At 58.1% G+C, this 21,130-nt stretch carries 14 protein-coding genes; 4 read left to right on the top strand and 10 right to left on the bottom strand.

What is annotated here, in order from left to right; all coding sequences use genetic code 11:
- Window positions 1-47 precede the first annotated feature (47 nt).
- From accC to HF949_RS12860, 6 genes are all read right to left on the bottom strand, one after another.
- Window positions 48-1,391: an acetyl-CoA carboxylase biotin carboxylase subunit gene (accC, locus tag HF949_RS12885; RefSeq protein ID WP_292895835.1), complete on the bottom strand. Its 1,344-nt coding sequence runs from the start codon at window positions 1,389-1,391 to the stop codon at window positions 48-50.
- A 16-nt stretch (window positions 1,392-1,407) separates the two neighbouring features.
- Window positions 1,408-1,875, bottom strand: coding sequence for an acetyl-CoA carboxylase biotin carboxyl carrier protein (gene accB / locus HF949_RS12880; protein ID WP_292895833.1), 468 nt, complete (start codon window positions 1,873-1,875; stop codon window positions 1,408-1,410).
- Between the two features lie 21 nt (window positions 1,876-1,896).
- Window positions 1,897-2,340, bottom strand: a complete 444-nt coding sequence (gene aroQ / locus HF949_RS12875) for a type II 3-dehydroquinate dehydratase (RefSeq protein WP_292895831.1) — start codon at window positions 2,338-2,340, stop codon at window positions 1,897-1,899.
- 119 nt (window positions 2,341-2,459) lie between these two features.
- Complete coding sequence (locus HF949_RS12870; protein WP_292895829.1) at window positions 2,460-3,227, bottom strand: DsbA family protein; 768 nt, start codon at window positions 3,225-3,227, stop codon at window positions 2,460-2,462.
- Window positions 3,228-3,310: 83 nt separating this feature from the next.
- The gene (locus HF949_RS12865; RefSeq protein ID WP_441338373.1) at window positions 3,311-4,681 is read right to left on the bottom strand and encodes a M48 family metalloprotease; all 1,371 of its coding nucleotides are present in this window, start codon (window positions 4,679-4,681) and stop codon (window positions 3,311-3,313) included.
- Window positions 4,682-4,920: 239 nt separating this feature from the next.
- Window positions 4,921-7,662: a ribonuclease E/G gene (locus HF949_RS12860; protein WP_292895827.1), complete on the bottom strand. Its 2,742-nt coding sequence runs from the start codon at window positions 7,660-7,662 to the stop codon at window positions 4,921-4,923.
- Window positions 7,663-8,294: 632 nt separating this feature from the next.
- On the opposite strand from HF949_RS12860, the gene HF949_RS12855 reads away from it, so the two are divergent.
- The 3 genes from HF949_RS12855 (at window position 8,295) to prfB (ending at window position 13,552) form a co-directional block, all read left to right on the top strand.
- Entirely contained in the window at window positions 8,295-9,518 is a 1,224-nt protein-coding gene (locus HF949_RS12855) for an N-acetylmuramoyl-L-alanine amidase (protein WP_292895825.1), read from the top strand.
- A 326-nt stretch (window positions 9,519-9,844) separates the two neighbouring features.
- Entirely contained in the window at window positions 9,845-12,301 is a 2,457-nt protein-coding gene (locus HF949_RS12850) for a penicillin-binding protein 1A (RefSeq protein ID WP_292895823.1), read from the top strand.
- 119 nt (window positions 12,302-12,420) lie between these two features.
- Window positions 12,421-13,552 (top strand): peptide chain release factor 2 gene (prfB, locus tag HF949_RS12845; RefSeq protein ID WP_292895821.1). Its coding sequence is split into 2 segments (ribosomal slippage): window positions 12,421-12,489 and window positions 12,491-13,552, totalling 1,131 coding nucleotides; the frame shifts between segments, so codons are not numbered across the junction.
- Between the two features lie 64 nt (window positions 13,553-13,616).
- On the opposite strand, the gene HF949_RS12840 is transcribed toward prfB, so the two are convergent.
- Together HF949_RS12840 and HF949_RS12835 are read right to left on the bottom strand one after the other, a co-directional pair.
- Window positions 13,617-14,915, bottom strand: coding sequence for a M23 family metallopeptidase (locus HF949_RS12840; RefSeq protein ID WP_292895819.1), 1,299 nt, complete (start codon window positions 14,913-14,915; stop codon window positions 13,617-13,619).
- 178 nt (window positions 14,916-15,093) lie between these two features.
- Window positions 15,094-15,576 (bottom strand): peroxiredoxin, encoded by a 483-nt coding sequence (locus HF949_RS12835; RefSeq protein WP_292895817.1) that lies wholly within the window; start codon window positions 15,574-15,576, stop codon window positions 15,094-15,096.
- A 94-nt stretch (window positions 15,577-15,670) separates the two neighbouring features.
- On the opposite strand from HF949_RS12835, the gene HF949_RS12830 reads away from it, so the two are divergent.
- Window positions 15,671-19,042, top strand: a complete 3,372-nt coding sequence (locus HF949_RS12830; protein WP_292895815.1) for a YhdP family protein — start codon at window positions 15,671-15,673, stop codon at window positions 19,040-19,042.
- Window positions 19,043-19,099: 57 nt separating this feature from the next.
- Here HF949_RS12830 and tyrS read toward each other — a convergent pair whose 3' ends face one another.
- Both tyrS and HF949_RS12820 read right to left on the bottom strand, forming a co-directional pair.
- The gene (gene tyrS / locus HF949_RS12825; RefSeq protein WP_292895813.1) at window positions 19,100-20,353 is read right to left on the bottom strand and encodes a tyrosine--tRNA ligase; all 1,254 of its coding nucleotides are present in this window, start codon (window positions 20,351-20,353) and stop codon (window positions 19,100-19,102) included.
- A gap of 64 nt (window positions 20,354-20,417) precedes the next feature.
- Window positions 20,418-21,092 carry an alpha/beta hydrolase gene (locus HF949_RS12820; protein WP_223004011.1) on the bottom strand — a complete coding sequence of 225 codons (675 nt, stop codon included), beginning with the start codon at window positions 21,090-21,092 and terminating at the stop codon, window positions 20,418-20,420.
- Window positions 21,093-21,130 lie beyond the last annotated feature (38 nt).

Below are 21,130 nucleotides of genomic sequence, written 5' to 3'. Positions count from 1 at the left end.
CGTGTCCAACCGGCGAATTGCCGGAGAATCACAGCGAGCGGCGAGCCTTAGCTCGTCTTTGCCAGGTAATTCTCCAGCCAGTGGATGTCGTAATCGCCGTTGGCGATGTCGGGATTGCCCACAAGATCCTGGAACAGCGGCAGTGTGGTCTTGATGCCGTCAACCACAAACTCGTCCAGAGCGCGGCGCAAACGCATCATGCACTCTACCCGGTTGCGACCGTGCACGATCAGCTTGCCGATCAGGCTGTCGTAATAGGGCGGAATGCGGTAGCCCGAATAGACGCCGGAATCCACCCGAATTCCCAGACCGCCTGGTGTATGGAAATGCGAGATGGTGCCAGGCGAGGGCGTGAAGGTGCGCGGGTCTTCGGCATTGATGCGGCACTCAATAGCGTGCCCCTCGAAGCGAACTTCGTCCTGCGTGCAGGAAAGACCGCCGCCAGAGGCGACGCGAATCTGCTCGTGCACCAGATCGATGCCTGTGATGGCCTCGGTGACCGGATGCTCCACCTGGAGACGGGTGTTCATCTCGATAAAGTAGAACTCACCGTTCTCGTAGAGAAATTCGATGGTGCCGGCCCCCGAATAGCCCAGGTCGGCAATTGCCTTTGACACGACCTCGCCGATGCGATTGCGCTGCTCGACATTGAGGGCAGGCGAATTGGCTTCTTCCCAGACCTTTTGATGGCGGCGCTGGAGGGAACAGTCACGTTCACCCAGATGAATGGCTTTGCCGGCGCCGTCGCCCATCACCTGCACTTCAATGTGACGAGGCTTTTCGAGATATTTCTCGATATAGACCGCATCGTCGCCAAAAGCGGCGCCCGCTTCCGAGCGGGCGGTGGAGAGCGCTTCGGCAAGGTCGGCTTCCGTCTTCGCGACCTTCATGCCACGACCGCCGCCGCCGGCGGAAGCCTTGATGAGCACTGGATAACCGATGTCAGCGGCAATCCGCTTGGCTTCCACATCGTCCGTCACGGCGCCTTCGGAGCCGGGAACGACAGGGATTCCGAGCTCTTTCACCGTTTTCTTGGCAGTGATCTTGTCGCCCATAATGCGAATATGTTCCGCAGACGGCCCGATGAATGTGAGATTGTGCGCTGCCAAAATCTCGGAGAACTTGGCGTTTTCGGAGAGGAAACCGTAACCGGGATGAACGGCATCCGCGCCGGTGATCTCGCATGCAGCCAGAATCTGATGGATATTCAGATAACTGTCGCGCGAGGGCGGCGGCCCAATGCATACGCTTTCGTCGGCAAGGCGCACATGCATCGCATCCGCGTCGGCCGTGGAATGGACGGCGACGGTCTGGATGCCGAGCTCCTTGGCGGCGCGCAGAACGCGCAGGGCGATTTCGCCGCGATTGGCGATGAGGATTTTATGAAACATGCGCGCCTGCCCCGGACTACTCGATCACAACCAGCGGCTCGCCGAACTCGACCGGCTGGGCATCCTCGAAGAGGATCGCCGTCACGGTGCCGGAGCGGGGAGCAGGGATCTGGTTCATGGTTTTCATCGCTTCGATGATGAGAAGAGTCTGGCCTTCCTTCACGGACTGACCGACCTGGATGAAGGGGTTTGCCCCCGGTGCGGGCGCCGCATAGGCTGTTCCTACCATCGGAGAGGGAACGGCGTTCTTGGAGTCGGCCGGGTTTGCCGCGGGAGCTTCTTCCTTCGGTGAAGCCACCGGTGCAGCAGGAGCAGGAGCGGGGGCTGGTGCTGCATAGGTCTGCACTGCTGCGGCGGCCTGTTTGGCCACGCGAATCCGCAGATCCTCCTGCTCGACTTCGATTTCAGTCAGATTGGTGTCGTTCAAGATCGTCGCAAGCTCGCGAATGAGTTGCTGATCGACCCCCGTCTTCTTTGTCGACATATTCTTATTCCTGCCTTGTTCTCAATCGGGCTGGCTTGCGGCCACCGCATCCAGCGCGAGTACATAACCGATTGTGCCCAAACCGCAAATCATGCCTTTTGCGGCCGGAGCGATCATCGAAACGTGGCGAAAGGCCTCGCGTGCGTGAATGTTGGAGATATGCACCTCGATCACCGGCAGCGGGCTGACGGCGCGGACCGCATCATGAAGGGCAATGGAGGTGTGCCCATAGGCACCGGGATTAATGATGATCCCAACCGCACTTTCGCCAGCTTCATGTATCCAGTCAACGAGGTCGCCTTCGTGGTTGGACTGGCGAAACTCGACATGCATTCCAAGTGCTGAAGCCTTCTTGTGGCATGATGCTTCGATCCCTGCCAGGGTATCGCCGCCGTATATGCCGGGCTCACGTTTTCCGAGCGCATTCAGATTGGGCCCGTTCAGTATGAAGACTGTTTTCGCCATGAAATTGTCCCCTGGCCCTTCGCGACACGCTCTATACGCTCCTCTATAGAGGGCTTAGACCGTGCCGCAAAGATGGCAAGGGGCTTCTTTGTCTGTCCACAGCGCGCTCAACGCGCCGATCAGTTGCTTTGTGAGCGTGCCTGGTCGATTTTCTCGGCAAGAACGTCCTTGCCGAGGGCGCCGAACACAACTTCGTCGCCGATCACATATGCGGGCGTTCCTGTGACTGCAAGCTGATTCGCCAATTCGTAGGTTTCGGAAAAAATCTTTTGAATCGCAGGGTTCTCCATTTCCTTGCGCAGCGCTCCTTCTTCGACCCCATTCTCGACTGCGATCTTGATGGCCAGTTCACCGTCGGCGCGTGTCTCGGCGCCTAGGAGCTGCTGGTGAAACCCGGCGTATTTTTCCGGCGCGATGGCATGCACCGCCATCGACACCACATGCGCTTCACGTGATTGAGCAGAAAGGATCGGGAACTCCTTGAGAACGAAGCGGACATCATTGTTTTCTTCCACCAGTGCCTGCATGTCAGCCATGGCGCGCTTGCAATATCCGCAGTTGTAGTCGAAGAATTCAACGACCGTTATGGCTGCGTCCGGATTGCCGACCACACCGTCATAGGGGCTATTGAAAAGCTGGTCTTTCCTCTCCTCCATCACGGCTTTCTGAGCCATTTTTTGCTCTTCACGCTGCTTGGCCTCAAGCGCATCCTGAACCTCCAGAAGAAGTTCGGGATTGTTGAGCAGATAGTCGCGGATAATCTGTTCCACTTCCGGTTTGCCAAGCGGCGCCGCAGTCTCGGCCTGTGCAGCAGAGCTGAATATCGTGAGGGGCGCAAGCAAAGCGGCCGTGGCAGCGAGCACTCGGATTTTTCTCGTGAAGATCATGTCATGTTCCGATTCATCTGTTTGGGTGAGCGGGTGCACTCATGCGTCACTCATGGGTGCGGATGAGGCCACAAAGGTTCATCTTAACCCGGTTTCTTGAACTGAATGATGTCCTGCGCCCGCAGCCAGCCAGGCGTGCCGCGTTTCATGCGCTTTTGCGCCCGGGTCGCGAATATTTTCGCATCCTGATACTTACCGAGATGAAAATAGCCTTCCGCCGTCGCCAGTTCGGCTGCAGCGATTTCGCCGATCTGCCCGTAGGCCTGGGCGAGGTAGCGATAGCCATTGGCAAATTCGGGCTCGCGTGAAAGGCCGGTCTGCAGCTCCGAGGCAGCCTTTCTCACCAGATCCGGCTTGCCCGTCGCGAGCAGGGCCTGCCCGTAGCCGACCTGCAGCAGGCCGGGGGTCCCAGGCGCAAGTGACAGCGCCCGCGCATAGGCGTTAGCTGCTTCCTCGGGTCGGTTGGCCTTTATGAGAACATCTCCGCGCAACTCCTGGAGGTACGGGTTGCGGGGCATCTGGGAAATCAACGCGTCGACCTTTTGCAAAGCGGTACGCGGGTTGCCGGTGAGATATGTGGAGATCGCATCGCCATAGCGCGCAGGGATGCCGCGGGGATCGCTGCGGAAGAGACGTTGCACAGCCTGACCGCCCTCCATATAGGCGGCAATCTTGGCTCGCATCATGTCATGACGAAGCTGCAGCTCCGGGGGATCCTTGCGATCAAAGTGCCTGCTTTTGCGGGCGAGCTCCTCCAGATTGGCAATGCGTTCGCGCGGCATCGGATGGCTGATCTGATAGGGGTCAACATTTACACCCGCGAGAGCCATGCCGCCGGCCAGACGTTCGAATGTCTTGAGCATTCCTCTGGCAGACTGTCCGGTCCGATTGAGATAATCAATCGCGGTCCGGTCGGCGGTGGCTTCTTCAGAGCGCTGATAGCCAAGCAGGCTGCGCCGCGCCATTTCGGCACCACCGGCCGCCATGCCGACGCCAGCCGTGGCCAGACCGCGCGAGTCAGAAGCAGCTCCGGCGACACCTGCTCCAATGCCAATGAGGGCCGATACGATCGCCATGGTCTGGGCACGTTTCAACTGTTGGCGCAAACGCTCCTGGTGACCGCCCGCGATATGGCCGGCTTCATGGGCAATCACCCCGATTACCTCGTTGGGTGTGTCCGCGTCCGTCAAGGCGCCGGTGTGAATGAAGATCCGGCGTCCGTCGACGAACGCATTGAAACTGCGGTCGTTGACCAGGACGATATCGATACCGGATCTGGAAAGGCCTGCCGCTTTAAGAATCGGGCGGGCGTATTCCGAGATAAGAGCCTCGATTTCCGCGTCACGGACAACGGTCACCCGGGCCTGCGCGAATGCGGCAGGGGCCGAGACGACGGTCAGATAAGCGGCAGCGAGAAATAGCGTAATCGTTCGCGTGACAGTCATGTAAGCCATGGTTTTTTTCTCAAGCATCGCGAAAGTGGTAGACGAGCATGAGGGCAATGGAAAGGCACAACCGTGTGTGATCATGGAGTTGTGATCCATCGCGTCGCTATGTCACCAAACGCAAAAAGCCGGCGCAGGGCGCCGGCTTCCTGTGGTGAAATAACGAAAGCTGGAAGCAGATTTCGGTTTCCTTTGATCTTCGAACTGAAGGTCGGGTGCCTTTTGGACACCCATACCCGGTTCGCGATCTAGAAGAAGCTTTTTCGCTGCCACCAGCCGGTTTTGCGCGGCCGATCAGATTCCGAGGATTCTGATGACGAGACCACCGGTTCGACTTCTGCCACGACACTGTCACCCGCGGGAGCTTCGTTTTCTTCTGCCTTGGGTTTCGCCGCGGTCCTACGCGTGGAAGTTCTGCGTTTCTTCGCAGCCGGGGGCGCAGTCTCTTCAGACGCAACCGTTTCGGTAGACACGCTTTCGGCAGACTTCTCCTCTGCAGGGGGCGTTGCGCCATTGCCTGTTTCGTCTGGCGCGTTGTCCTCAGCGGCAGGAGCAGACGTCTTGCGTGTCCGTCGGCGGGGTTTCCTCGCCGGCTTTTCCTCGGCTGCAGGTTCCTGCTGCGTGTCGGCAGGAGCCTCCTGTTCAGAAGTCTCCGCCGATGCCGCTTCGGTGTTGTCCGACGTATCGGCTTGTACCGTTTCGGATGCGACGTTCTCGCCATCCTCCGCGACATCCTGCGGCTGGCTTTCACGGCGGTTCTTGCGCCCACCCCGTTTGCCGCGATGACGCTTCTTGCGCTCACCCTCGGCATTTTCAGCGGTCAGGGCCTCGCCGGCTTCTTCCGGAGCTGCAGGCTCATCTCCTGTGTTCCCGCCGGATGCATTCTCTTCAACGGCGCCGTGCTCGGAGCTCTCGTTTGCGCTCTGTTCGGTCGCAGCCTCGCCGTTGTTGTTGCGATTGCGACCTCCGCGCCGCTTGCGCTTGCGCCGACGTTTGCGAGGCTCGCCATCCTCACCATTGGTGGTTTCGTGGGATGGAGTGGCGGCTTCTTCCGGTTCCGCGACCTCGATCGGAGCTGTCGGAACGGGCTGCTCCATGCCGGACTTGTCTGCCGGTTGCTGTTTTGTGATTGCGAAATGCTGCGCTCCGACCTCATCATCCGCTTCCACGGTGATGTGCACGCCAAAGCGGTTTTCCATCTCAACGAGGTTGGCGCGCTTGTGGTTCAGCAGATAGAGCGCTGTCGGCGTGGGTGTCCTAACAGCAATGTTGTTGCGGGAATCCTTGAGGAGATACTCTTCGATAGAGCGAACAACGAAAAGCGCCACCGAGGAATCAGAGCGGATATGCCCTGTGCCACCGCAATGGGGGCATGGCTGCATCGTGCTTTCAAGAACGCTTGCACGAATGCGCTGACGGGACATCTCCAGAAGACCGAAATGCGAGATCCGCCCCACCTGGATGCGCGCGCGGTCGTTTTTGAGGCAATCCTTCAGCCGCTTTTCGACTGCGCGGTTGTTTCGGTTCTCCTCCATATCGATGAAGTCGATAACGATCAGGCCCGCGAGATCCCGCAGTCGCAACTGACGCGCAACCTCTTCCGCGGCTTCCAGGTTGGTCTGGAGCGCGGTGTCTTCAATGGAGTGTTCCTTTGTTGAACGGCCGGAATTGACATCGATCGCGACCAGCGCTTCGGTCTGGTTGATGATGATATAGCCGCCAGATTTCAACGTTACCTGGGGCTGCAGCATCCGGTCGAGCTGCGCTTCAATGCCATTGCCTGCAAAGATTGGTGTCACCTCACGATAAGGCTGCACAACCTTTGCGTGGCTCGGCATGAGCATCCGCATGAAATCCTTGGCTTCGCGATAACCTTCTTCGCCTGCCACCAGAACTTCGCCGATATCCTTGTTATAGAGATCGCGCACGGAACGCTTGATCAGACTGCCTTCCTCATAAACAAGAGCAGGGGCGGTCGATTCGAGCGTGAGGCTGCGCACTTTTTCCCAAAGGCGCATCAGATAGTCGTAATCACGCTTGATCTCAGCTTTGGTGCGGTTGGCACCCGCCGTGCGCAGGATTACACCCATGCCCTGCGGGACATCGAGCTGCTTCACAACGTCCTTAAGACGTTTGCGATCCTGAACGTTGGTGATCTTTCGTGAGATGCCACCGCCGCGCGCAGTGTTCGGCATCAGGACGGAATAACGACCGGCAAGCGACAGGTATGTGGTCAGCGCCGCGCCCTTGTTACCGCGTTCTTCCTTGACCACCTGGACAAGAAGTATCTGGCGGCGCTTGATGACTTCCTGGATCTTGTAATTCTTGCGGGCGGCACGACGTGGTGCCTGGACCTCTTCCAGCGCGTCATCGGCGCCAACGGTGTCAACGTTGTCTTCCTCTTCGTCGACATTGCCGTCGTCGCTATCGCCATCGTCCCTGGAGCGACCACGACGAGAGCGCTTTGCACGGGGCTCCTCCGAAACGACGTCTGCGGCCGCCTCAGCAGCGATGGTTGTCGATTTTTCGCCGCCTTCATCCTCGGAGGTGTCGTCGTCTCCGGAGACATCTATCTTTTCTTCTTCGGCGGTAGCGTCATCCTGCCTGGCAGTCTTCTTCCGGGTATTGGCGCGGCGACGTTTCCGTCCACCCTTCTGGGGCTGGCGCTGCTCGCCTTCTTCCTCGTCCTCATCTGCCTTGGCTTCCGCAGCCTCGGCTTCAATGAGCGCCTGGCGGTCCGCTACAGGAATCTGATAGTAATCTGGATGAATCTCGCTGAAGGCGAGAAAGCCATGCCTGTTTCCACCATATTCGACGAATGCGGCCTGAAGTGAAGGTTCGACGCGTGTTACACGCGCCAGATAGATGTTTCCGCGAAGCTGCTTCTTATCCTGAGATTCGAAATCGAACTCTTCGATGCGATTACCGCGAAGGACGACAACCCTTGTTTCCTCCGGATGGGAGGCATCTATTAGCATTTTGTTCGGCATAAATTCTTGTCTCCCCGGCAGGGTGCGATTGTCGGGCCGGACTCCACGTGTGTCGCCGCAAGCCAGTGTGACAATCTGTGCCGGATAATCTGAGGTTCGTCGGCGTTGAAGGCCGCGCGAAATTGGACCGGAACACCGATTTCGCGGTGCGCTTTAATCCGGATCTATTTCCAATCGCGCCTGAAGCCATTCCATCGCCCGGCAGAACCGTTTCAACCAAGGCCCGGATTTACGGGCCAGCTATTGCTCATAGCGAGCCGGCACGGACGTTTCTTAAGGTCCGGCCGTTTCCTACGTCAGAGCTCTCATGTCTGGAGAATGCCCTGAAAAATTCCTTCTGAATCACCGCCCGTTCCGGTTTGCGGCGGCGGAAAAGGTTCGCCCCGTTGCTCATCGCCGTTTGTCAGCAGGGACTCAAACCAAGGACGCTTATCGCGATGATTCATAGATGCTTTTATGATTTGACAGTTGTATTGGCAACCCTGATTTCTATTGGTGGGCTGGGCTGGAGGCTGACGGGGAACCCGGTCATCGATTGCCCAACGGATGTGGAGAGCGCATAAAAATTGGGAGTTTCCGGGCGATTCGAAGGAAAAACGCCATTTTTCTCATGGGGAATCGATATCGATTCGATGAAGATTCGCACAACGCATCTCAAAGAGGCGGTTTTGCACAGACCAACGCTATTCATTGGGGCTTTTCTCGCGGCGATCACTCTTGTTTTCAACAACGCTTTCGGTGGTGAGCCTGCCCTCAAGGCGCATGACTACAAGATGGCAGGCGACGCGCAGTACACTCGCATTGTCGTTCATTTCGACCAAAAGCCCGAGTTTCGGTGGTTTCTTCTACGGGATCCCAGCCGCTTGGTCGTTGACCTGCCCTTGACGGAGTTTTCCTTCGATCCTCTTGAACTGCGTCCACGCGGTCTGGTTGCAGCCGTCCAGTATGGTGCAGTGGACGCGGAGCGTGCGCGACTGCTTTTCCGGGCGGTGGGGCCGTTCTCCGTCGAGAAAGCCGAGGTTATGAAGAATGAAACCTCGGAAGGATTTCGCCTGATCTTGGAATTGCGGGCGAGTTCGGCTGATGATTTCGATGCAGCGCTGCGTGCGAGCATGCTGAAACCGGGGGCGGAAGAGCCGGGGGAGGGAGCGCCGGCGATACAGGATCGCTTTACCGTAGCGCTTGATCCGGGACATGGCGGCGCGGATGGCGGCGCGCGCGGTATCAATGGAACGATCGAAAAGCAGATCACGTTGCTGTTCGCGCTCGAGCTGGCCCGGAAACTGGAAGAAACGGGGCGTTACCGGGTGGTCCTTACACGTGAAGACGACCGTTTCCTGCGTCTTGACGAGCGGGTTCGGATCGCACGGGAGAAGGGCGCGGATCTGTTTGTCTCGGTGCATGCCGACGCAATCGCCATCCGTAGCGTGCGAGGCGCAACCGTTTATACGGTGTCTGACAAGGCCTCGGATGCCGAGGCGGCGGCGACAGCTGCCCGCGAAAATCTCTCGGATGAAATTGCTGGCAAAGTGCCCGAAGAGGAGCAGGATGAAGTTGAGGATATTCTTGTTGATCTTATCCGGCGCGAAACACATGCGTTCTCCATCCGTTTTGCGCGCACTCTGATCGGCAAATTGTCGGACACGGTTCAACTGGTGAAAAATCCGCACCGATACGCGGGTTTCCGGGTCCTTCGTGCCCCCGATATTCCCTCGGTGCTTCTGGAACTTGGCTATCTGTCGAACCCGGAGGATGAAGCGCAGCTTCGGGATCCCGAGTGGCGTGCCGAGACGATGGACGCAATCGTTGAAGCTGTCGGCTACTTTGCGAAGGCGAATGGCGCGGCGGGTGGATGACGCAAGGACGTTGCAAGTCTGCAACGCTTGAAATGATTAATTCAGCCAGAGGTTCCGCCGTTTGTACCGCCGCATTTTGCCCACAAGACTAAGGCAGTAAGAGCCAATGCAAGATTTTCCGGAAACACCGGGTGCTCCGGGCGGAAGATCATGACAAAAAGTGGTATTATAGAATCGCTGGCGGCGAAGAGGACGAACTGTCTGGCAATGACGAGGCGCGGTTTCGTCATTTGTCTTCGCGATGCGGTTGGAATTTGAAAGACGGCTCTGGCGGTTTGTGGCTTTTGCAGCAAAAGGGCTACGCCAGAGTATGAATTGGAGCGGGCATGGTACGTCTCATCGGGTATTTCTTTGGCGTTGGCATCGTGCTGGCGTTGCTGGTGGCAGCGGGCATCGCGCTTTATGTCGGCGATCTTACAAAAGATCTTCCAGACTATGAGGTCCTGGCGAAGTATGAGCCACCTGTAACCACCCGTGTTCATGCCGCCGACGGCGCACTGATGGCGGAATTTGCGCGCGAGCGCAGACTTTATCTTCCCATTCAGGCCGTGCCTGACCGGGTCAAGGCTGCCTTTCTCTCTGCCGAAGACAAGAACTTCTACAAGCACCCGGGCGTTGACGTAACAGGTCTTGTGCGTGCCGTGATCACCAATATTCAGAATTTTGGTTCCGGTCGCCGGCCCGTGGGAGCGTCGACCATTACGCAGCAGGTGGCAAAGAACTTCCTGCTGACTTCCGATCAGACCATGCAGCGCAAGATCAAGGAGATGGTGCTCTCCTTCCGTATCGAGCAGGCCTATTCCAAGGACCGTATTCTTGAGCTCTACCTGAACGAGATCTTTTTCGGCCTTGGTTCCTATGGCATCGCCGGAGCGGCCCTGACTTATTTCGACAAGTCGGTCAATGAACTGACGCTTGCCGAAGCAGCCTACCTGGCCGCCCTGCCGAAGGGGCCATCCAATTACCACCCTTTCCGGTACACGGAGCGCGCCATTGAGCGGCGCAACTGGGTGATCGATCAGATGGTCGAAAACGGTTATGCAACTGCCGAGGAGGGTGAGAAGGCCAAGGCGACCGGTCTTAATGTTTCTCCCCGGCGGCGCGGGACCTATCTCTTTGCCGGTGAGTACTTCACGGAAGAGGTTCGTCGCGACATCATTTCGCGCTATGGCGAAGACGCGCTTTACGAAGGCGGTCTGTCGGTCCGGACGACACTCGATCCGAAATTGCAGCTTTATGCCCGCAAGGCGCTGCAAAACGGTCTCATCCGCTACGATACGCTGCGTGGTTATCGCGGACCGGTGACCCAGATCGACGTCTCCGGCGATTGGGGCGTGCCGCTCGGAGAGGTCGAGGCGTTGAGCGATGTTCCAGAATGGAAGCTTGCTGTCGTTCTTGGAACTGAAGATGACAAAATTTCTATAGGCATCAAGCCGGAGCGCACAGTGTCCGGCGCACTCTCGGAAGAACGCGAAACAGGTACAATCGCGCTCGAAGACATGAAGTGGGCCATGCGGCATGTCGTCGATGGCGAACGTCTTAAGGCCAACAAGCAATCGGACGTTCTGAAGCCCGGTGATGTGATTTTCGTCGAGAAGAAGCCGGACACGGAGCGGGCTTGGGAGTTGCGTCAGGTGCCGGAAATCGAAGGCGCCCTGGTGGCCATGGATCCCCATACGGGACGTGTTCTGGCGATGGTCGGCGGCTTCTCCTATGCCGATTCCCAGTTCAATCGGGCGACGCAGGCCTATCGCCAGCCAGGTTCGGCCTTCAAGCCCATCGTTTACGCTGCAGCACTCGACAATGGCTATACGCCGGCTTCGGTCGTGCTCGATGCGCCAATCTCGATCCAGGTCGGCAATGAGGTCTGGGAACCGAAGAACTATGGTGGAAAATCCGCCGGTCCCTCGACATTGCGAGCTGGTATCGAACGTTCGCGCAATCTGATGACTGTGCGCCTGGCAAAGGACATGGGCATGCAGCTTGTGGCTGACTACGCGGAGCATTTCGGTCTTTATGACAAGATGCTCCCTGTGCTGGCCATGTCCCTTGGTTCCGGGGAGACGACGGTCATGCGTATGGTCTCTGCTTATGCGGTGATGGCAAACGGCGGGAAACAGATCGTTCCGTCATTGATTGACCGTATTCAGGACCGCTACGGGAAAACGGTCTACAAGCATGATCGTCGCGAATGTGTGGGTTGTGTCGCAAGCGAGTGGAAAGGGCAGGAGGAACCAGAGATCATCAATGATCGTGATCAGGTTCTCGATCCCATGACCGCTTATCAGATCACCTCAATGATGCAGGGGGTGGTGTCGCGCGGTACAGCGGTGACAGTTTCCGAGCTCGGCCGCCCGATTGCCGGTAAGACAGGGACGACGAATGACGAGAAAGACGCATGGTTCGTTGGCTATACACCCGACCTCGTCGTTGGCGTGTTCATGGGCTACGACACCCCGCGTCCTATGGGGCGTGGCTCCACCGGTGGTGGTCTCGCTGCTCCGATCTTCAAGGAGTTCATGGCGAATGCGCTGAAGGATATGCGCCCCGTCGATTTTCAGGTGCCGGAGGGCATGAACATCATTCCCATTGATCGCAAGACAGGAATGCGCGCCCAGGCCGGACAGCCCGGCGTCATAATGGAAGCTTTTAAACCGGGGACGGGTCCTGCCGACAGCTACTGGGTGATTGGCATGGAGGATCTCGAGGGAGCTGGAGGCCCCCGGGTCATTTCTCCGCAGGCCAACCGTGCCGTGAACTCGGGCGCTGGCGGACTCTACTGATATTGTTGCCTGATTGTGAGCGTGTCTGCTTTACACAAGCGGGCACGCTCCATATGGTCCGACGCGATTCAGAATACTGTTTCTGAAAAAATCCAACAAAACCGAGGTGTTGATCTGCAATGCGCGCAGAAACCGAAAATCTTGTCGACGAAATCAGGCAGGCCATAAGCCTGCTGAGGAGGCATCTTTGACTGGGATGAAGCGGTAAAGAGACTTGATTATCTCAATGCTCGCGCTGAAGAGGCCGACCTGTGGAATGATCCGCAGGAAGCCCAGAAGCTGATGCGCGAGCGTCAGATGCTCGAAGAGAACATCACCAGTGTCCGCAACCTTTCGCAGGCGCTTGAGGACAATGTCGGCTTGATCGAACTCGGCGAGGAAGAGGGCGACACTTCCGTGGTTTCGGAAGCAGAAGCCGCTCTCAAAGGTCTGAATGAAGAGATCGCCGCCCGCCAGGTGGAAACCTTGCTTTCCGGCGAGGCTGACGGCAACGACACTTATCTGGAAATTCATGCCGGTGCTGGCGGTACCGAGAGCCAGGACTGGGCGCAAATGCTGCTGCGCATGTACACGCGCTGGGCAGAGCGCCGTGGCATGAAAGTCGATGTGATGGAGGTCCATGACGGCGAGGAGGCCGGCATCAAGTCGGCGACCCTTCTGATCAAGGGGCGAAATGCCTATGGGTGGCTGAAGACAGAGTCGGGCGTGCACCGCCTTGTCCGTATCTCCCCCTATGACAGCAATGCGCGACGACACACCTCATTCGCCAGTGCCTGGGTCTACCCCGTTATCGATGACACGATCGACATCGATATTCCCGATTCCGAGGTTCGCATCGATACATACCGGGCGTCAGGCGCGGGCGGTCAGCACGTCAATACAACAGACTCGGCTGTCCGCATAACACACATCCCGAGTGGCATTGTGGTGCAGTGTCAAAAGGAGCGCTCACAGCACAAGAACCGCGCTACCGCCTGGGATATGTTGCGCGCGCGCCTCTATGAGGAGGAGCTTAAAAAGCGTGAAGACGCAGCCAGTGCCACAGAAGCTTCCAAGACGGATATTGGCTGGGGCCACCAGATTCGCTCCTACGTCCTGCAGCCCTATCAGCTGGTGAAGGACCTGCGTACGGGCGTTGAGAGTACGAGCCCCCAGGATGTACTCGACGGCAAGCTGGATGCGTTCATGGAAGCTGCACTGTCACAACGGGTTCATGGCAGCAATGGCGCGGAGGTCGAGGACCTGGCATAGTTTCCAGCCGTCTCAGCACCCTACGATATACGGGCGGACGCGAGGCGTTCGCCCGTTTTCATTTTCAGGTGTCGTTCTGGAGATACTTGGCGATCTTGCGCCCTGCGGTGAGAAAGCGGGAGGGATTTATGGCGGTACCGGATCTGCGCACTTCATAATGGAGATGTGGTCCTGTGGAGCGGCCGCTCGAGCCGACCTTTCCCACCTTCGTACCGACCTCCACCCTGTCACCGGTCTTTACAAGAATCTTGCTCATGTGGGCATAGCGCGTCGTAAGACCGTTTCCGTGATCGATCTCTACCATGCGCCCGTAACCGCCGTTCCAGCCCGCTTTTACCACTGTTCCGGAGCCGGTCGCATGGACAGACGCGCCGCGCCGTGCTCGAAAGTCGATACCCGAATGATGGGCGAGGCGGCCGAGAAACGGATCCTTGCGTGCACCAAAACGGCTCGATACCTGCGCCCCGGGTGCCGGGCTCGCCAGAGGTAGACGCCTTGCCTTGGCCTTGATTTCATTCAGACGGGACAGGGCTTCATCCAGTTCCCGCACCTGGTCCTCAAAAACGAGAGCGGTGGTGGACGCAAGAAGCGGACCGCCGACACTCTCTTCTCGGTGGTCGCCAGGGATTATCAAACCGACATCTTCCAGCGTGCCGGCAATGGCATCAGCGGTCTGATAGGCGTCGTCGGCAAGCAACCTCACACTGTCGATCTGATCTGTCTCGATGGATTCCAGTGCGCGATTGAGCTTTACAAACAGGTAGTCTGCCTTGTCGGCAGCCGACAGTTGCTCACTCTTCTGAGCCGACCGTGAACGGAGCGGCCAGGGTGGCGAACCTGTTTGCGCAGGAGCAAATGAAGCGACCGCGATGCTGCCGGTCTTCGTCGGATCGAGCAGTGGTTCGATCTCGGCCTTGATTTTCGGCCGTGGTTCCGGCACGGGCGCGCTATCCGGCAACAGATCGGCTCCTGCACGGTTGAGCACCGGATCGAGCCGGCTTTGACGCTTGGTGAGCTGATCCTGCCGTGCAAGCAGCTCGCCGACCTTTTCCTGCATGAATTGCTGATCGAGAAGCTGGCGGCTGGTGACGCGGTCAAGTTGAGCGCGCAGGGCGGAAATCCGATCTTCATAGGCCTGCTGAAGTCGCGCCTGTCGTGCAACGGTGGCACCGATCAGGTCGTCTCGAAATACGAGATAGGAGGTGGCAAGAAGATATCCTATCGCAAGCGCGGCAATGGCAGAACCAGCCAGGGCGGCGATCCATGGCCGCACCGTGAAATGCCGGATCGTGTCGCCCCGCGCGATGATAATCGTGTGGGGTTCCTTGCGTTTACCGAAAACCGCAGATTGCTGTGAGTGCATCGAGAATCGAACTTGTGTTCAGGGGACCGTGTTCGATGCCGATTACACTTGATTAGGGTTAACAAAGCTTTTCGCGCTACGATTGAAGGGGGACAAAAGCACAATAGCTGGTGCGGCATGGCTCCTGTCAGAATACAGGTTGCGGTTGCAGCAGGGGACTGGCTGGCAATGAAGGAATCTAACGACCTTCCGTTTCAAGCGTCTTGACAGCGTCGAGCACGGACTGAGCATGGCCTGGCACTTTTACTTTGCGCCATGATTCCGCAACGTGACCGTCACGGCCGATCAGGAAAGTTGAGCGCTCGACACCCATATATTTGCGCCCATACATGCTTTTTTCGACCCACACACCGTATGCCTGAAGCGTTTCCTTCTCCTGATCGGAAACGAGAACCACCGTGAGTGCGTGTTTGCTCTTAAACTTGTCGTGGCTCTTGGGGCTGTCTGGCGACATTCCCAGAAGGATCGTATCGAGAGCATCGAATTCCGGCTTGAGCGCCGTAAAGTCGATTGCTTCCGCGGTGCAGCCGCTGGTGTCGTTTTTGGGATAGAAGAACAGCACGACGTTTCTCCCGCGGAAGTCCGACAGTCGGATTTCGCTGCCACCATCTGCGGGCAATGCAAAGTCCGGTGCTTCGCTTCCTTTGACGGGTCCTGTCATTTTCTTTCCCCTGTTTGTGGATAGGCGATGAAAGGGAGAGATATAATCATGTCAGTGGATTCGTCCATGGCTGCGAGTGTCGACGGGAACGGTTTTGGATCAGCAAGGTGCTTCTCACAGAAAGATCAGGTTCAAGCGCGGCGAGATAGCGGCTCTGGAAACTTACCCCTCTACCCATGACAGGGCGCGGCGGGTTCTGCGGCGTTCCGTGTTCTGGCTTTGGTTGAGGCGCTTTATTGCCGGTTTTGCAGGGGTGGTTGCGCTCGTTGTTGTTCTTGGACTGACGCTTCAGCTCGTCGGGACGGGCTCGATCGGCCAGGAGCGGTTGCGGTCGGCTGCGCAAGGAGCCCTGACCACGCTTGCGGGGTACGATGTCGAGACATCCATGGGGGCCTTGCGATTGGTCCCGAGCGATCGCAGCCTGATTGCCCTTGAGATAAGGGACGCGCATCTAACCAAAGCCGAAACCGGTGAAACACTGATCGACGCGGATGTTCTCCGATTCGGCATCAGGCTGCTGCCATTGCTCAAAGGGCAGATAAAGGTCGGAAGCGCAGATATTGCGGGTGCGCGTGTGCAGCTTGCCGCGCTCTCATCGCGCTCCGAGGAGGTGGCCGAGGTCGCGCGCTGGAAAAAGCCGCTCGATCCCAGTCTGGTCGAGAAAGATGTTTTTGACGGTCTCAGACGTGTCTACGCACTGACCGAACGCATGGGAACTCGATACCTGCGCCTGCGTGATGTTGAGGTGATCCTGGATGACACCTCCAGGCGGAGTATGAAGATTGATATCAATGCTTCCATGGCGCCTTCAGGAAAGCTTGATTTCAAAAGCACTATCGCGCTCGACGACCGTGGCATTGAAATTTCTGGAACTGCCTTGCGCCCCGTGCGCGATGGGCCGATCCAGTCAGTGGATGTCGAAATTTCGGCACCCACGCCGTCGCTTCTGGAGACTGCGCGGGCCGTTTCCGGTCGTGATGAACGCACCAGGGGCCTTCTTGAGTCAGTTCGCATATCGTTGCATGGCGGCGAGCGCAAGATCGGCAATGGCCGGCTGAAATTCGAACTGGAGCTGGATAACGCTCCCTTTGATCTTGGGGACGATGGGGTGTTGACCGCAACTGGCCGCATCCGCGCCGAGGTCGGAGACGATGAGGGCATGATCGTCATCAATCAGGCGAACATGGTTGTCGGACGTTCTGCTTTCAATTTCACGGGGCGAATTGTTCCTGTCGAGAATTCCAGCGCCGGGAGTGCGGTCTATCGTTTTGATCTTGCCAGCGGTCAATCCACGATCGCGCCGATCGATTCGCCTGAAGCCGCGGTCCCCTTCGTAGCAGGCGTTGCCGGGCGTATCGACACTGGAAATGGTCGCATCGTCGGGGACACGATCCGCATCGCCACCACATCCGGCGTGATCACCGCAAGTGCTGCGGTCACCTTTCAGGCGGGCAAGACGCCAGGCCTGTCGCTTGCCGTCTATACCGAAGGAATGCCGACCCATGAGGTCAAGCAGTTCTGGCCGTGGTTCGCCGCCTCGGGAGCGAGGGAGTGGGTGCTGGGAAATCTCTTTGGCGGTCGGGTTGTCGAGGGCAATCTTCGCCTGCGCGTGCCTCCGGGGCGTTTCGGCAATGGCAAACCGCTGAACAATGAAGAAGTCAGTGGATCCTTCGCTGTCTCTGATGCGCGGTTCGACATCGCCGGCCGCATACCGCCCGTGCGAGACGCGGTCGGTCGCATCGCGTTTCAGGGCTCAGACATCGATATCGCGATTGAGGCGGGCACGGTCTTCATGCCGAGTGGGCGGAAAGTGGCTGCCAGCAAGGGATCGCTCACGGTTCGCAATGCTCATGTGAAGCCACGTATCGGCAAACTTGAAATAGACGTAGCCGGTAAGGCGCCTGCCATTGTTGAGCTGGCTTCATATGAGCCTATCGATGTGTCCGACAAGATTGACCTTGCGCCTCAGGATGTGACCGGTGATGTGACCGGGCATGTGGTCGCGGATATCCCTTTGAGCGATGGCATTCTGCGCGAAGATCTCGGCTGGCAGGCTACACTGGAATACAAAAACCTTTCGATCACGAAGCCTTTTGATGGACAGATGGTTGCTGATGCCAATGGCGTGCTGATTGTCGAGCCGGGCAGGGCGGACATTTCCGCCTCCGCAACGCTGAACGGCGTACCGGCACGCCTGGAACTCGTCGAGCCTATCGGAGAGTCCGGGCTGAAGCGGTCACGCAAGATCGAGCTGACGCTCGACGACAGGATGCGCAACAAAGTGGTTCCCGGACTGGATGGTATTCTCTCCGGACCTATGACAGTGGACTATTCCGAGCTCGCCGATGGGCGCAAGGCGCTCACCGTAAAGCTGGATAAGGCGCGGTTGACGCTTCCATGGATCAACTGGAGCAAGGGTGCGGGAATCCCTGCGAAGGCGTCCTTCATTCTCGAAGAAACGCCGTCGTCGATGGAACTGACGAACTTTAGACTGACCGGAGAGACATTTTCAGCCGAAGGGCGCCTTACTATTGCTGGCGGCGAGCTCTCCAGCGCCCGGTTCGACAAGGCAAGACTGAACCGGGGCGACGATTTTTCTGTCTCTGTCGACCGGTCGGGCAGGAACTACAAGGTAACCGTGCGTGGTGCATCATTGGATGGGCGCGCGATGATCAAGCATTATCTTGCAACCGGGCGGGGCGCTACCGATAGCGGAAGCGGAGCAGGGGCTAGCGCCGGCGTTACACTTGACGCGAAACTTGCCAGCGTGACCGGTTTCGGCGGTGCGGTTTTGCGGGATGTAATCCTGAACTACACGTCTGCCGCGCAGAACTCGGGCCGTCTTGACATGTCGGCCACAACGGCGTCCGGCGGGAAGGTGACGTTGACGCGGGCCCCAAGCGGTATCACCGCCAATTCGTCGGACGCCGGCGCTGTCATGCGTTTTGTCGACTTCTACGAGAACATGGAAGGCGGGCAGATGGCACTGTCGCTGAGCGAGGGCAAGGGCGGTGTATTGAGTGGCCGTGTGTCGGCAGAAAACTTTTTCATCGTCAATGAAACCCGTCTGCGCTCGCTTGTCTCTGCAACCGAAAGCAATGGCGAGGTGGACGCCAATAGAATCAGCTTTGAACGCGGCTATGCCACGGTGCTGAAAAGTCCGGGGCGACTGGAGTTGAGAGATGGTGTTCTGCGCGGGCCGTTGATCGGCACGACCTTCCAGGGGACGCTGTTCGATGCGAACGACAACATTGCGATCACTGGAACGTTCATGCCACTCTACGGTCTGAACCGCATCTTTGGCGAAATACCGGTGTTTGGCGAGATCCTTGGAAACGGTCGTGATCGCGGACTGATCGGAATTACCTATCGACTGTATGGCAAGCTCGCCGAGCCTCAGATGGAAGTAAATCCCATCTCGGCCATCGCCCCCGGAATTTTCCGGCAGATATTTGAATTTCGATAAAAAAAGTGCGCCCGGCTGGGCGCACCGTAATGTTCTGAAGCGTTAAACAGCGTCGATCTAGACCGGACGCAAAAGCACGTGTTTTTTCTTCCCGAGGGAGAGTTTCACTACGCCTTCCTCTGTGAGGTTGTCGATGGTCACGGCCTGTCGGTCATCGCTCACGGGCTGGTCGTTCAGACGCACGGCTCCGCCCTTTACGTGACGGCGAGCTTCGCCGTTGGACGCGGCCAATCCTGCCGTCACAAAGAGCGAGAGCACACCGATCCCATCCTCGAGGGCGGAGCGTTCCACTTCTATTGTGGGAAGCGTCTGCGCCAGCGCCCCTTCCTCGAACGTCTTGCGCGCGGTCTCCGCTGCTTCTTCAGCATCATCGCGGCCGTGAAGCATCGCTGTCACTTCGGTTGCCAGGATTTTCTTGGCTTCGTTGAGTTCGGCGCCCTGTAGCGCGCCGAGCCGCGCAATCTCGTCCAACGGCATGGTGGTGTAAAGTTTCAGGAAGCGCTCGACATCTGCATCCTCGGTGTTGCGCCAGTACTGCCAGAAATCATATGCACCCAGCATCTCCGGGTTGAGCCAGACGGCGCCCTCGGCACTCTTGCCCATCTTGGCGCCCGACGCGGTGGTCAGGAGCGGCGAGGTGAGGGCGTAGAGCTGCGGCGTGCCCATGCGGTGGCCGAGATCGATGCCGTTGATGATGTTGCCCCACTGATCGGAGCCACCCATCTGCAGGCGGCAACCGAGCCGCTTGTTCAGCTCCACATAGTCGTATGCCTGGAGGATCATGTAGTTGAATTCCAGGAAAGAGAGAGACTGTTCACGATCGAGGCGCAGTTTCACGGAATCGAATGACAGCATTCGATTGACCGAGAAATGGCGGCCCACATCACGCAGGAACTCGACATAGTTAATGCCCAGAAGCCAGTCGGCGTTGTTGACCATCAGTGCGTCCTGTGGTCCCTCGCCGAAGGTGAGGTAGTTTGAAAACACCTTCTTGATGCCGGAAATGTTCTCGGCGATCGTCTCCGGCGTCATCAGCTTGCGCGCCTCGTCCTTGAAGGACGGGTCGCCGATCATGCCCGTGCCGCCGCCCATCAGTGCAATCGGGCGGTGTCCTGTCTGTTGCAGCCAGTGCAACATCATGATCTGGATAAGCCCGCCTGCATGCAGGCTGGGTGCCGTGGGGTCGAAGCCGATATAGGCCGTTACCGTCTCGTTCCGAAAGAGTTCATCGAGACCAGCATCGTCAGACGTCTGGTGAATGAACCCGCGTTCGCTGAGCGTGCGCAGGAAGTCGGATTTGAAGGCGGTCATGGTCTTTCAGGCTCTTTGATTTTGGCGGATGCGGCGATACAGCATGCCGTATCCGCAGAACGGTTTACTTCAGGCGTTTGGGGCGGGGCTCGGAAAGTTCACCGCGCAGTCGGCGGTCAAGATAATCCGAGCACTCGCCAATCAGTTCGTCGACGTGATCGGTGTAGAAGTGGTTCACGCCAGGCATGGTCTTCTGCGTAATGGTGATACCCTTTTGAGACTGCAGTTTGTCAACGAGGCCCTGAACGTCGGCAGGCGGTGCAACCTTGTCGGCGTCGCCATGAATGATCAGGCCCGAGGATGGGCAAGGCGCGAGGAAGGAGAAGTCGTACAGGTTTGGCTGCGGCGAGATGGACATGAAGCCTTCGATCTCGGGACGGCGCATCAGGAGCTGCATGCCGATCCAGGCACCGAAGGAGTAGCCCGCGATCCAGCAATTTTTCGAATCGGGATGCAGCGACTGAACCCAGTCGAGCGCCGCGGCTGCATCGGAGAGCTCCCCGGTGCCGTGATCGAATGCTCCCTGGCTGCGGCCGATGCCACGGAAGTTAAAACGCAGTGTGGTGAAACCCCGGCTTTGGAACATGTAGAAAAGATCGTAGACGATCTTGTTGTTCATCGTGCCGCCGAAATGCGGATGCGGATGCAGGATGAGCGCGATCGGAGCGTTCTTTTCCTTCGACGGCTGATATCGTCCTTCCAGACGTCCGGCAGGCCCGGCAAAAATGACCTCAGGCATGAGTACTCCACATTGGGCGCCGCAGCATTTCAGGTTCC

Source organism: Nitratireductor sp. (genome assembly GCF_017794765.1).
GTDB lineage: Bacteria > Pseudomonadota > Alphaproteobacteria > Rhizobiales > Rhizobiaceae > Nitratireductor.
This window is presented reverse-complemented; position numbering and strand designations above follow the sequence as displayed.

Excerpts from the sequence above, each read along its gene's own strand:
- HF949_RS12835 (WP_292895817.1), bottom strand. The coding sequence starts at position 15,576 with ATGACAGGACCCGTCAAAGGAAGCGAAGCACCGGACTTTGCATTGCCC.
- accC (WP_292895835.1), bottom strand. The coding sequence starts at position 1,391 with ATGTTTCATAAAATCCTCATCGCCAATCGCGGCGAAATCGCCCTGCGC.
- aroQ (WP_292895831.1), bottom strand. The coding sequence starts at position 2,340 with ATGGCGAAAACAGTCTTCATACTGAACGGGCCCAATCTGAATGCGCTC.
- HF949_RS12855 (WP_292895825.1), top strand. The coding sequence starts at position 8,295 with ATGAAGATTCGCACAACGCATCTCAAAGAGGCGGTTTTGCACAGACCA.
- HF949_RS12865 (WP_441338373.1), bottom strand. The coding sequence starts at position 4,681 with ATGGCTTACATGACTGTCACGCGAACGATTACGCTATTTCTCGCTGCC.
- HF949_RS12850 (WP_292895823.1), top strand. The coding sequence starts at position 9,845 with ATGGTACGTCTCATCGGGTATTTCTTTGGCGTTGGCATCGTGCTGGCG.
- accB (WP_292895833.1), bottom strand. The coding sequence starts at position 1,875 with ATGTCGACAAAGAAGACGGGGGTCGATCAGCAACTCATTCGCGAGCTT.
- HF949_RS12860 (WP_292895827.1), bottom strand. The coding sequence starts at position 7,662 with ATGCCGAACAAAATGCTAATAGATGCCTCCCATCCGGAGGAAACAAGG.
- HF949_RS12840 (WP_292895819.1), bottom strand. The coding sequence starts at position 14,915 with ATGCACTCACAGCAATCTGCGGTTTTCGGTAAACGCAAGGAACCCCAC.
- HF949_RS12870 (WP_292895829.1), bottom strand. The coding sequence starts at position 3,227 with ATGATCTTCACGAGAAAAATCCGAGTGCTCGCTGCCACGGCCGCTTTG.
- tyrS (WP_292895813.1), bottom strand. The coding sequence starts at position 20,353 with ATGACCGCCTTCAAATCCGACTTCCTGCGCACGCTCAGCGAACGCGGG.
- HF949_RS12820 (WP_223004011.1), bottom strand. The coding sequence starts at position 21,092 with ATGCCTGAGGTCATTTTTGCCGGGCCTGCCGGACGTCTGGAAGGACGA.